Below are 11,979 nucleotides of genomic sequence, written 5' to 3' on the forward strand. Positions count from 1 at the left end.
CCGATCCGTGCCACTGGCGGAACCCGGCCACCGGCGGGCGCCTGGCGCAGTACCGTCCGGGAGCCGCCGACGCCCGGCGGCCGCGGGAACCCATCCGGAAGAAGGAGCAGGACGTGGCGAAGGGTCGCAAGAACGGTCTCTACGAAGGCGTCTCCGAGGAACTCTCCGCCCTCATGAGGACGGGGTGGGCCGACACCGAGCGGCACGGGCTCGCACCCGACGAGCAGGCCCCGTACGCGGCCCGCCGCCGTGCCGCGCTCTCCGCGCTCTTCCCGGGCGAGCGCCTGGTCGTCCCCTCGGGGAACCTCAAGCAGCGCTCCAACGACGACACCTATCCGTTCCGCCCGTACTCGGGCTACGTGCACCTGACCGGCGACCGGGCCCGCGACGGCGCCCTCGTCCTCGAACCCCGCGCCGACGGCGGCCACGACGCGTACTGCTACCAGCTGCCCCGCGACAGCCGGGAGGACGACGAGTTCTGGATCGGGTACACGGCCGAGCTGTGGACCGGGCGCCGCCACTCCCTCGCCGAGTCCGGGGCCGTCCTCGGACTGCCCTGCCGCGACGTCCGCACCGCCGCCGAGGACCTGGCCGCCGGCTCCGGCGTCCCGACCCGGATCGTCCGGGGCGTCGACCCGGCGCTCGAAGCGGCCGTCACCACCGACGAGGGGCGCGACGAGGAGCTGGAGGAGGCGCTGAGCGGCCTCCGGCTCGTCAAGGACGCCTGGGAGGTCGGAGAGCTGCGCAAGGCGGTCGACTCGACCGTGCGCGGCTTCACCGACTGCGTCGCGGAGCTCTCCCGCGCGGTCGCCTCCTCCGAGCGCTGGATCGAGGGCACCTTCTTCCGCCGGGCCCGCCTGGAGGGCAACGCCGTCGGCTACGGCTCGATCTGCGCCGCCGGCGAGCACGCCACGATCATGCACTGGACGGACAACGACGGACCGGTGCGCCCCGGCGACCTGCTCCTCCTCGACGCCGGCGTGGAGACCCGCACCCTCTACACCGCCGACGTCACGCGCACCCTTCCGATCAGCGGCACCTTCACCCCCGTCCAGCGCCGGGTGTACGACGCCGTGTACGAGGCGCAGGAGGCCGGGATGGCGGCGGTGCGGCCGGGCGCCCCCTACCGCGCCTTCCACGAGGCGGCGCAGCGCAGCCTGACGGCCCGGCTCGTGGAGTGGGGGTTCGTCGAGGGCCCGGTGGACCGCGCGTACGCCCTCGGCCTCCAGCGCCGCTTCACCATGGCCGGCACCGGCCACATGCTGGGCCTGGACGTCCACGACTGCGCGCGGGCGCGCACGGAGGAGTACGTCGACGGCGTCCTCGCGCCGGGCATGGTCCTGACCGTCGAGCCGGGCCTGTACTTCCAGCCCGACGACCTGACGGTGCCCGAGGAGTGGCGCGGCATCGGCGTCCGCATCGAGGACGACCTGCTCGTCACCGACGACGGCCACGAGAACCTGTCGGCGGGCCTGCCGCGCTCGGCGGACGAGGTCGAGGCGTGGATGGCGAGGACGGCGGGCTGACCGGGGTGACGTGCTGACGCCACGACGGGCCGGACGGGCCGGTTCCGCCGTACGGGTCCGGCGCGCCGACCCGCCCGGCGGGGCGCCCCGGCCCGAGACTGTCCGGGAAGACCGCCGGGCGGCGGTCCGGGGGCGGCACGACGGCAGGGAGAGTCCGCATGACGGTCGTCCGGACCTGGGGAGCGCTCCTGCTGACCGTGGCGGGCGCGACCCCGGCCCTGGCCCCGGCCCCGGACGCGACCCCGCCCCCGGCGCCGTGCGTGGCGTCCGTCCCGTACGCCGCAGGGACCGGCGGCTACGCGCGCTACCGCATCCCGGCCGCCGTGCGGACCCGGGAGGGCGCCGTCCTCGCCTTCGCCGAGGGGCGGGTCGCCGGCGGCGGGGACAGCGGGCACATCGACGTCGTGGTGCGGCGCTCGGAGGACGGCGGGTGCACCTGGGGGCCGCTCCGGGTCGTCGCCGACGGGGACGGCGACACGCGCGGCAACCCCGCGCCGGTCGTCGACCCGCGCTCCGGCGACGTGGTCCTGCTCAGCTCGTACAACGGCGGGGAGGCGACGGAGGAGCTGATCCTGCGCGGCGAGGTGCCGGCGGACCGGGGCCGCCGGGTCTTCGTCCAGCGCAGCACCGACGACGGAAGGACGTTCTCCGCGCCGCGCGAGATCACCGCGCGCGTGAAGCGCCCCGGATGGCGCTGGTACGCCACCGGGCCGGGCCACGCCCTCGCCCTGACCCGGGGGCCGCACGCGGGACGGCTCGTCGTCCCCGCCGACCACTCGGCGGCGCCGCCCGCCGGGACCTCCGACACCGGACGGGAGCCCCGGTACTACGGGGCGCACGCGCTCCTCAGCGACGACGGCGGGCGCTCCTGGCGCCTCGGGTTCGTGGACGCCGCTCACGACGGCCACGTCAACGCCAACGAGACGACCGCCGCCGAACTCCCGGACGGCCGGGTCTACCTCAACACCCGCGACCAGCTCGGTACGGCGCCGGGGAACCGCGCGGACGCCGTCTCGGGCGACGGCGGCGCCACCCTCGAACGGCCCTTCGCGCCCCAGCCCGCCCTGGACCGCGTGCCCGTCGTGCAGGGCAGCCTCCTGCACGCGGGCGGGGTCCTGCTGTTCTCGGCCCCCTCGGTGCCGGACGCCCGCGCCGAACCCGCCGTCTGGCGCCTCGCGGACGACGGCGGGACCGCCGTGAAGGCGCTGGCCGTCTCCCGGAGCAAGGCCGGCTACTCGGACCTGGTGCCCCTGGACTCCGGGACGGTCGGCCTGCTCCACGAGACCGGGACCGCAAGCCCGTACGAGACTCTGGAGTTCCGCCGCCTCCCCCTGGCGGAACTGACGGGCCGGCCGGTCCGTCCCCGGGGGTGACCCCTGGACGGAACGCGGACCATACGGTTAGCTGCCTCTGCATCTATTCAACTAGTTGCCTATGGAGTCGTGCCGTGCACCCGTTCCGTACCGCCGTGGAGAATCGCGACCTCGACGCCGTCGAGGCCCTGCTCGCCGAGGACGTCGTCTTCACCAGCCCCGTCGCCTTCAAGCCGTACCCCGGCAAGGCGCTCACCGCCGCGATCCTGCGCGGGGTCCTCCGCGTCTTCTCCGACTTCCGGTACGTCCGCGAGATCGAGGGCGCGGACGGACGCGACCACGCGCTCGTCTTCACCGCGAAGGTCGGGGACAAGGAGATCAACGGCTGCGACTTCCTCCACTTCGACGAGGAGGGGAGGATCGACGAGTTCACCGTCATGGTCCGTCCCCTCTCCGCCGCCCGGGCGCTCGCCGCCGCCATGGGCGCCGAGTTCGACCGCGTCACGGAGGAGGCCGCAGGCCCGCGACCTGGGGGAACGGTCCCGATATTCGCCGGTTCGAGTGATTGTGGGAAAGGTTGAACATCATCTCCGGGTAGGAGGAGGCCACGCTCGACGTGACGCGCGGAGCCACCCCCTGGAGAGGTCGATGCAACTGATCCCCCGTCAAGGCCGCCACCTGGAAGCGAGTTCGTCCGGAGGCCGCACCGTCGTCGCCCTCCGGGGCGAGCTCGACCTCGTCTTGGTGCGGCGCCTGCGACCCGGACTCGACGCCCTGGTCCGGGAGGCCGACGCCCTGACCCTCGACATCCGGGGACTCACCTTCTGCGACGCCAGCGGACTCGGCCTCCTCGTCCGCTGCGCCCGGCGCACGCGCGAACGGGGCGCGCGCTGGCGCCTCCTCTGCGACCAGCCGCGGATCCTCCGGCTCATCCGCCTGACCGCGCTCTGCGACGTCCTCCGCCCGGAGCCCGCACCGCCCGGCGGACCCGGCTCTCCGGGCCGTCCGCCCTCCGGTCGTTCCCCTTCGGGACGCGCCGTGCCGTAGCGCCGGCCGGCGTGCCGCTCCGCGCGGCCCGGGCGGAAGGGGACCGGGGTACGGTCGCCGCATGTCTGAAGTCCGGTTGACCACGCCCTCGTACCTCGTGCTCGGCATCATCGACAAGCTGGGCGAGGCCAGCCCGTACGACGTGAAGGTCGAGGCGGCGCGGACCGTGGCGCCGTTCTGGTCCGTGCCGCACGCGCAGGTCTACGCCCAGTGCGACCGGCTCCTGGAGGCGGGACTCCTCTCGGAGGTGCGGCAGCCCGGGGGCCGGAACCGGCGGCTGATGAGCCTCACCGGGGCGGGCGCGGCGGCCCTGCGCGACTGGCTGGCCGACCCGGCCTTCGTCCCCGTCGAGGCGCGTGAACGCGGCATCCTCAAGCTGTGGTTCGGGGCCAGCCCGCGCGTCCACGCCCCCGTCCAGGTCGAGGAGCACCGGAAGACCCTCGACGGGTACGAGGAACTGGCCCGTGACGTGGGCGAGCTGCTCACGCGCGGGCAGCGCGAGGCGCTGGAGTTCGGCATCCGCTACGAGCGGATGATGGTCGACTTCTGGCAGTGGGTCGAGAGCCGGGAGCCGTGATTCCCGCCGCGGATTCTTGTTACCGACCGGTTGACCCCGCCACCGCGCCCCCCTACCTTCCTCCGTAGTCCCTCCATGGTCCAGACAGGACTATCGCGGCCGCGAGCGTGCGGGCACGCGGGGACGCCGAAGGGGGAACCGCCGTGGAACGTCGACGACCGGCAGGCACGAGGTGGGGACGGGCGTCCGCCCTGGCGGTGACGGCGGTCTGCCTGGCGTACGCGCCGATCGCCGTGACCGAACTCTGGCCGTACGCCCGGCCGGGCGCGCCCGCCCTCGGCGAGTGGGTCCTCGGCCGGACCGTCTCGCCGGAGTTCGTGGCCGAGGCCGTCCGCGACCGGACGGCACCGTACGCGCGCAGCCTGGTCCCGCTGATCGTGCACTCGGTCCTCGGCGGACTGCTGATGCTGCTCGGACCCGTGCAGCTCCTCTCGGCCGTCCGGCGCCGCGTCCGGCTGCACCGGACCGCCGGGACCGTCTTCGCCGTCACCGTGTACGCGTCGATGGCGGGCGCCGCCCTGTACCTGGTGCGCACCCCGCCGGCGGAGGCGTTCAGCGGGGCCGCGTTCTGGATCGTCCTCGCCACCATCCTGGCCGGCACCGTCGGCAGCGTGACCTTCGGCGTCCTCGCCGCCGTCCGGGGCTTCCCGGACCTGCACCAGCGCTGGATGCTCCTCTGCTACGGCTTCCTGATGACCGCTCCGCTGCTGCGGCTCGAATGGGGCGCGCTGCCCCGGCTCTACCCGGGGCTCGACATCCTCGACGTCAACCGCGTCGCGATCATGCACCTCGGCGCGCTCGTCGCCTTCGGCGCCCTGCTCGCCTCCCGCGCCCTCGACCGGCGCGTCGCCGTCCCCGGCCTGACCGGCACCTGGTGCCCCGCGCCGGTCCGGGCCGCCGCCCACCTCGCGGGCGCCGCCGGCCTGGTGTGGCTCACGCCCGCGTTCCTCGACGGGGGCACGGCGGGGCGGCGGCTCCTGCTCGCGTACCTCGTCCCGTACGGGGTGATGTACGCCGTCATCGCCGTGCGGGCGGTACGCGCCCGGGCCCGGGGAGCCCTCTGGGCCGCCGAGGAGTGGGGACTGCACCTCACCGCCCTGTGCCTGGCCCCCGCGTTCTCGGCGGCGACGGTCCCGGTCCTGGAGCGCGCCTTCGGCCTCGACCGGCCGACGGCCCTGATCGCGGGCGTCGGCATCGGCTGCGGCGTCCTCGCGTACGCGGCCGTCACGGTGGTGAGCCTGCGGGTCCTGCACGCCCGCGAAGTCCTCAAGAGGCGGGGGGAACCGGCGGACGGACCGGCTCCCGCGCACACCGGGCCCGCGACGGTCGCCGTCGGGGAAGGGGAACGGACATGAACACCACCGGACAGCGGCCGACCGCGGAGGGCGGGACGCCCGGCGGCGAGACGCCCGGCGGCCGGGAACTCTCGCCCGGCATCGTGGTCCTGAGCAGCGTGGTCGGCGGCATCGGCCTCGCCGTCGGCGCCCTGCTCGCCGTCACGAGCCTGGCCGGGTACGCGGCGGGGGCCTGGGTGTCCCCGGAGGCGCTCAGCCCCGGACTCCTCGGCGCGGCGATGGCCGGCGTCGCGCCCGCCCTCCTCACGGTCGGCCGGGCCCGCGTCTGGGAGGAGGTGCGGAGCCTCGTCCTGCCACTCGTGACCGTCCTCGTCGGCCTCTTCGCGGTGAGCCTCCTGAACGGCGGCAGCCTCCAGGCGGCCGAGGGGAGGCCGCTGTTCCTCGCCCTGTTCAGCCTCGGCTGGGTCGCCGTCCTCGGCGCCCTCGCGCTCGGCGCCGTGGGCTGCCTCGTCGCGCAGTACCGGGGACGGGCACGGCCGGTGGCGGCGGGCCGGCGGGAGCCCGCCGCCCCGCTGCCCGCCTGGTCGAAACCGCCGCTCGCCGTGCTCGGCTCCGGCTGGCTCGGCATCGGGGCCGGCCTCCTCGCCTTCCCCGCCTTCTGGGGCCCGCTCGTGCCGTGGACGGTGAACCGCGCCGACGCGCAGGGCCTGGGGGTGTGGGCGCTCGCCCTCGGCATCGGCGTCCTCGCCTCCCTGGCCGAGGACGACCTGGCCCGCCTCCGCCCGGCCCTCGGCGCGGTCCCGGCCGTGGCCCTCGCCGCCGCCGTCGTCCTCGCCGTCCACGCCCGGGACGTCGACTGGGCGTCGGGCCCCGGCGCCTCCCTCGTCGCCCTGCTCACCGGCCTCCTGGCCACGGGCGTCTCCGGCCGGTGGCTCCTGAACAGGGCGTCCCGTGCTCCGGAGACCGAAATCCCGTGGCGACGTGACCGGGTGGGGGACAGGATGCCGGAATGACCGACAGCGCACAGCCCGTGAACGCCCCGACCCCGAACGCCCGCACCGCGCACGCTCCGGCCACGGACCTCCCACCCGTCGACGCCCTGATCGTCGTGGACGTGCAGACGGCGTTCGTCACCGGTGACGGGGCCGTGCCCGGGGCGGACCGGCTCGTCGACCGCACGACGGACCTGATCGCCCGGGCCCGGCGGGACGGGGCGCTCGTCGTCCACCTCCAGAACGACGGCCCGCCCGGGGCCGAGGACGAACCCCACACCCCCGGCTGGGAGTTGCACCACCGCGTGGAGCCGGGCCCCCTGGAGCTGGTGATCCGCAAGCCCGAGGACGACGGCTTCCGGCGCACGCCCCTGGGCGGCGTCCTCACCGGCGCGGGGGCGCGGGCGGTCGCCGTCTGCGGGGTCATGTCGGAGATGTGCGTGCAGGCGACGGCCCGCACGGCCCTGGCCCGCGGCTACCGGGTCGTCGTGCCCCACGACGCGCACGCCACCCAGGACGTCCCGGCGGTCCCCGGGATCGCCGAGGCGATCCCGGCCGCGACGGTCTCACGGGTGGCGGCCTACGCCCTCGGAAGCGACGCGGAGGTCACCGCCCCGGCCGCCGCCGTCACGTTCACGGCACCCGGGAGGGCCTGACCGCCCGGCCCCGAACGAGCGGAACGCGCCACGAACTCGTCCCGGAACGACGGCGAGCGGGCTGTTCAAAGGCTTGTCGATCTCTCTACGGTGGAGCCGGAGCGCCTCGTCGGCGCTCCGCGCGACACGATGGGGGAGCGGTGGAAGAGCTGACGGTGCTCGCCATGTCGGGAGCGACGACCGTGCTCGGTCTCGTCGTCTCGGACCTCTGGGAGCAGGCGAAGGAGCGGAACTGGCGCCTGTTCCGCCGACGGGGCTCCGATGCGCCGACCGACGGGGAGACCGGGGAGGACACCGGCCGGGACGGCGGCCAGGACGCGGAACGGGTCGTCGCGGAAGTGGAGACGGCCGGACGCGAGGTCGCGACCGCGCGGGCCGCCGGCGACGAGACGACCGCCGCCGCGATCGAGGAGCACTGGCGGCAGCGACTCCTCCGGGCGCTCCTGGACGACCCGGCCGCCGTGACCGAACTGCAGGAGATCGTCGCCGCCTTCGGGACGCCGGGCACGGCCACGTACGTCAACGACGGGACGCACCACGGCCCGGTCTTCCAGGGATCGCGGATCCAGGGCGATATCAACGTCTACGTGCCGCAACCTCCCGCTCCCCGGCCGCGCCCCGACCAGGTGCCCGCGCTCACCGCCGCCTTCGTCAACCGCACCGCCGACCTCTCCGAGCTCGACCGCTGGTTCGACCCGCCGACGCCGACCGCCCCGGGGACCCCGCCCCGGGCCGCGGCGCCCCCGGTCGGCATCGGCGTCCTCCACGGACTGCCCGGCGTGGGCAAGACCGCGACCGCCTGGCACTGGGCCGCCGGCGCCCGGGAGCGCTATCCCGACGGCCAGCTGTACGTGGACTTCGCCGCCCTGCGCGGACAGTCCGGCGGTGACGTCTCCGAGGCCGTGGCCATGTGCCTGCGCGGACTCGGCGTCGTCGACGCCTACATGCCCGACTCGCTCCAGGAGCGGGCCGCGCTCTTCCGCACCCGCACCGCCGACCGGCGCCTGCTCGTCGTCCTGGACGACGTGGGCGACCCGGCCCAGGTCCGGCCCCTCGTACCCAAGGGCCCCGGCAGCACCGTCCTCGTCACCAGCACGTCGGGACTCGGCGAACTGGCCCTGGACGGAGCGAGGATCCTCGCGCTCAAGCCGCTCGACCCGGACGGCGCCCTGCGGCTGCTCGCCGAGCACGGCGGGGAGCGGATCGCCGCCGACCGGGACGCCGCCGAGCGCCTCGCCGACCTGTGCGGCGGCCTGCCCGTCGCCCTGCGGATCGTGGCGGGCCGCCTCGCCACCGACCCCACGCTCACGGCGGCGGCCCTGGCCGCGGAACTCGCAGACGAGAACCGCCGACTCGACGCCCTGTCCCTGGGAGGGGAGCACTCGATGTCCGCCGTGCTGAACCCGACGTACCGCCTGCTTCCGCCCGACGCCGCCCGCCTCTACCGGTACCTCGGCCGGTACCCGTGCGCCACCCACGACGTCGAAGCGGCCGCCGCCGCCCTCGACGCCACGCCCGCCGAGACCGCCCCGCTCCTGCGCCGACTCGCCGACGACGGCCTGATCGAACGGACCGCGGACGGCCGCTTCCGCATGCACGACCTCGTCCGGCTGCACGCCCGCGAGCGCGCCCGGGCGGAGGAGCCGCCCGGCGCGGAGGCCGCGCTCGTCGCCCGGGTCCTCACCCACCACCTCGTCCTCACCGCGCTCGCCGACCGGGCCGTCCGGGAGGACCGGCTGCGCGTCGCCGACCTCGGAGAGCTCCTGGACGGGGCCCGGAACCCCTTCGCCGCGCCCACCGGATCCGACCCCGCCACCGACCCGCTCGCCTGGCTGGAGAGCCGGAGCGCCGACGTCCTCGCCGTCCTGCGCGCCGGCGCCGCCCGGGGCGGCCTCGACACCCCCGTGTGGCAGTTGGCGGAGGCGTACAGCGTGCTCTTCCTCCATCGGCGGGCCCTGGGCCCGTGGCGGGAGTCCCTCGAACTGGGCGCCGCCGCCGCGGCCGCGGCCGTCGCCCCCGCGGCCGAGGCCCGCCTGCGGAGCCTGCTCTCCCGGCCCCTGCTCGACCTGGGCGAGGACGAGCGGGCCCGGACCGAGCTCGACACGGCCCTCGTCTGCGCGGAGGTCGCCGGGGACACCGTCGTCAGCGCGTCCGTGCGCGAGTTCGACGGACGGTACTGGGACCGGCACGACCCCGTCCGCGCCGTCGCCTCCTACCGGGCCTCCCTGGAGCTCAACGCCCGGGCGGGCGAGGCGCGCGGCGCGGCCATCGCGACGTACTTCCTCGGTTGCGCCCAGGACGCCGCCGGTGAGCACACGACCGCCCTGGCCACCCTGAACGACGCCCACCGGATGCTGACGGAGTGTCGGGACCCGCGCATGGCGGCCCGCGCCACGGCCGCCCTCGGCGTCGTGCACGACCACCTCGGCGACCCCGAGGAGGCGATGCGCGTCCTGGAGGACGCCGCCACCACCCTCCGGACGGAGCGGGCCACGCACTACGAGGCCCAGGCCCTCGTCGCCCTCGCGGACATCGCCGAACGCACCGGCCTGCGCCGCGCCGACGTCCCCGCCTGGCTGGAGCGCGCCGCCGGCATCCACGAGGAGGGCGGCAGCCCCCTCGCCCCGGCCCTGCGGGCACGCCTGCGCGCGTGGAGGGACGAGTAGGGGGACCGGAGGAGGAGGGGCCTCCCGCTCAGCCGCGCCCCGTCGTCCCCTCCGCGGCGCGGACGCGCAGGACGAGGTCCCCGCCGGGCCGGGCGTCGACGCGCAGGGACGCCGTCCCCGCCAGGGGGAGACCGGCGCGCAGATACGCGTACACGACCGCCGCCGCGCGCTCGGGACCGTGCGCGTCGTGCGTGCCGTGCGGCGCGTCGGGCGCGGTCGCCTCGACGACCCGGCCGTCCCGCAGGCCCACCAGATGGCCGCCCGTGCCGACCGGGACCGCGGCCGCGAGGCAGCCCGGCCGGGCCGCCAGCGTCCCGTCGATCCAGCGCAGCGCGGCCGCCCCGGAGGCCGCCGGTTCGGCGCGCAGGACGACCGACGCGCTCTCGGCGGTCCGCAGGTCGCGCTCCCCGTCCGTGCAGACGAGGTGGTCGAAGAGGCCGGATGCCTCCGGCTCCGGCCGGTGGCCGGACGCCACCGCGGCCGGGATCCGCTCCACCTCGACGAGCGCGCCGGACCCGTCGTCCCGGGCCGCCACGCGCGTGCGTACCCGCCACGACGTGACCGGCTCGGCCGGGACCTCCACCGGGGCGAGGGCGCGGACCGGCGGCGGCCCCGACGACGGCTCGGGCAGCCGGAGGAGCTCGTACAGGACCGCCCGCAGCCGTACGAGGGACCGGCCCGGTTCGCTGAACGCCCGCTCCGCCACCCCCGCGTACCCGGCGCGCACGCCGGGCTCGAACGCGTCCTCCACCTGGCGGCGCGCGTCCCGCGCCGGGTCGAGGCGCGGCGCGTGCCGGCCGAGGACCTCGGCCGCCGTCCCCGGCACCGAGTCGCTCCCGAAGGCCCCGAGCAGCACCGGCCGGCCGAGCGCCGCGCCGTACAGGGTCACCGACCCGTGGTCCCCGACGACCAGGTCCGAGGCGAGCAGCACCGAGCGCCACGCGTGCGCCGGCGGAACGAGCAGCAGGCCCGCGTCGAGCGCGGCGGCGAGGTTCCGCCGGAGCTGCCAGGAACCGTGCGCCGCCCACACGTTGGGGTGCACGATCGCCGCCACGCGGTACGTGTCGTACGGCAGCGCGGCAAGCAGCCGCGCCGGGAGGTCCGGCCGCTCGCCCAGCAGAGAGGTCGGCCCCCAGGTCGAGCTGACCACGACGAGCCGCTGGTCGTCCCCTACGTCCAGCGCCGCACGGTGGGCGGGGCGCAGGGAGGCGCTCGCCGCGAGCTCGTCGAAGCACGGGTCGCCCACGAGCAGCGTCCGGCCGGCGGCCTTGGGGTGCGCGGCGAGCAGCTGCTCGTCCTGGTCCGGGTGGGAGGTGGCCAGCCAGGCCCGGCCCGCCTCCAGGAGCGCGTCGGGCACCAGGCCCGAGAGCCGCACGCGGTCGGCGCGCGAGTCCGGCACGTACTTCTGGAATCCGATCCCGTGCGGGAGGACGAGGACGGGGCACGTGCCCTCGGGGACGTCGACGTTCTCGCTCGCCGTGAGGACGAGGTCGGGGGAGATGTCACCGAGCTGCGACCAGGGCATCACGCGGCAGCCGGAGTCGTGCAGCAGGTCGAGGACGCCGTCGTTGAAGGCGGAGGTGGGGTCGTACGCGAAGACGACGTTCACCCGGCTGTCGTCGCGCAGGACGGCGGGCAGGCACTCCAGGACCCGGGTGGTGGAGACGACGGTCCGCGCGGCGACGACGAGCGTCCGCTCCCCGGGAAAGGTCCGCCACCGTTCGGCGTCCTGCCCGACGGGAACGCGGAGAGGCCGTTCAGTGTGCATGGCCACCTCGCCGACGTACGTCCGACTCACCCGCTACGCGGCTCGCGGCTCGCGGCTCGCGGCTCGCGGCTCGCGGCTCGCGGCTCGCGGCTCGCGGCTCGCGGCTCGCGGCTCGCGGCTCGCGGCTCGCGGCTCGCGG

10 protein-coding genes are annotated in these 11,979 nt (G+C 76.2%); 9 read left to right on the forward strand and 1 reads right to left on the reverse strand.

Features of this window, described 5'->3' with window-relative positions:
* Window positions 1-113 precede the first annotated feature (113 nt).
* From ACIP5O_RS12000 to ACIP5O_RS12040, 9 genes are all read left to right on the forward strand, one after another.
* Window positions 114-1,526 carry an aminopeptidase P family protein gene (locus ACIP5O_RS12000; protein WP_401291717.1) on the forward strand — a complete coding sequence of 471 codons (1,413 nt, stop codon included), beginning with the start codon at window positions 114-116 and terminating at the stop codon, window positions 1,524-1,526.
* Between the two features lie 158 nt (window positions 1,527-1,684).
* Window positions 1,685-2,899, forward strand: coding sequence for an exo-alpha-sialidase (locus ACIP5O_RS12005; protein ID WP_401291720.1), 1,215 nt, complete (start codon window positions 1,685-1,687; stop codon window positions 2,897-2,899).
* Between the two features lie 74 nt (window positions 2,900-2,973).
* Window positions 2,974-3,420, forward strand: a complete 447-nt coding sequence (locus ACIP5O_RS12010; protein ID WP_401291723.1) for a nuclear transport factor 2 family protein — start codon at window positions 2,974-2,976, stop codon at window positions 3,418-3,420.
* Window positions 3,421-3,487: 67 nt separating this feature from the next.
* Window positions 3,488-3,886 carry an STAS domain-containing protein gene (locus ACIP5O_RS12015; protein WP_401291725.1) on the forward strand — a complete coding sequence of 133 codons (399 nt, stop codon included), beginning with the start codon at window positions 3,488-3,490 and terminating at the stop codon, window positions 3,884-3,886.
* A 61-nt stretch (window positions 3,887-3,947) separates the two neighbouring features.
* Window positions 3,948-4,463: a PadR family transcriptional regulator gene (locus ACIP5O_RS12020; protein WP_365548160.1), complete on the forward strand. Its 516-nt coding sequence runs from the start codon at window positions 3,948-3,950 to the stop codon at window positions 4,461-4,463.
* Between the two features lie 143 nt (window positions 4,464-4,606).
* Window positions 4,607-5,818: a DUF2306 domain-containing protein gene (locus ACIP5O_RS12025; protein WP_401291728.1), complete on the forward strand. Its 1,212-nt coding sequence runs from the start codon at window positions 4,607-4,609 to the stop codon at window positions 5,816-5,818.
* Window positions 5,815-6,771, forward strand: a complete 957-nt coding sequence (locus ACIP5O_RS12030; protein ID WP_401291731.1) for a hypothetical protein — start codon at window positions 5,815-5,817, stop codon at window positions 6,769-6,771. The genes ACIP5O_RS12025 and ACIP5O_RS12030 overlap by 4 nt, the downstream gene beginning before the upstream one ends.
* Window positions 6,768-7,406: an isochorismatase family protein gene (locus ACIP5O_RS12035; RefSeq protein ID WP_401291734.1), complete on the forward strand. Its 639-nt coding sequence runs from the start codon at window positions 6,768-6,770 to the stop codon at window positions 7,404-7,406. Before ACIP5O_RS12030 ends, ACIP5O_RS12035 begins: the two co-directional genes overlap by 4 nt.
* 140 nt (window positions 7,407-7,546) lie before the next feature.
* Window positions 7,547-10,072: an NB-ARC domain-containing protein gene (locus ACIP5O_RS12040; RefSeq protein WP_401291736.1), complete on the forward strand. Its 2,526-nt coding sequence runs from the start codon at window positions 7,547-7,549 to the stop codon at window positions 10,070-10,072.
* A 28-nt stretch (window positions 10,073-10,100) separates the two neighbouring features.
* Here ACIP5O_RS12040 and ACIP5O_RS12045 read toward each other — a convergent pair whose 3' ends face one another.
* Window positions 10,101-11,840 carry a hypothetical protein gene (locus ACIP5O_RS12045; protein WP_401291739.1) on the reverse strand — a complete coding sequence of 580 codons (1,740 nt, stop codon included), beginning with the start codon at window positions 11,838-11,840 and terminating at the stop codon, window positions 10,101-10,103.
* Window positions 11,841-11,979 lie beyond the last annotated feature (139 nt).

Origin of the sequence: Streptomyces sp. NPDC088915 (genome assembly GCF_044749825.1) — a bacterium.
Classification (GTDB): Bacteria; Actinomycetota; Actinomycetes; order Streptomycetales; family Streptomycetaceae; genus Streptomyces.

Coding starts and splice junctions, on each gene's coding strand:
- ACIP5O_RS12035 (WP_401291734.1), top strand. CDS start 6,768: ATGACCGACAGCGCACAGCCCGTGAACGCCCCGACCCCGAACGCCCGC.
- ACIP5O_RS12020 (WP_365548160.1), top strand. CDS start 3,948: ATGTCTGAAGTCCGGTTGACCACGCCCTCGTACCTCGTGCTCGGCATC.
- ACIP5O_RS12015 (WP_401291725.1), top strand. CDS start 3,488: ATGCAACTGATCCCCCGTCAAGGCCGCCACCTGGAAGCGAGTTCGTCC.
- ACIP5O_RS12045 (WP_401291739.1), bottom strand. CDS start 11,840: ATGCACACTGAACGGCCTCTCCGCGTTCCCGTCGGGCAGGACGCCGAA.
- ACIP5O_RS12005 (WP_401291720.1), top strand. CDS start 1,685: ATGACGGTCGTCCGGACCTGGGGAGCGCTCCTGCTGACCGTGGCGGGC.
- ACIP5O_RS12030 (WP_401291731.1), top strand. CDS start 5,815: ATGAACACCACCGGACAGCGGCCGACCGCGGAGGGCGGGACGCCCGGC.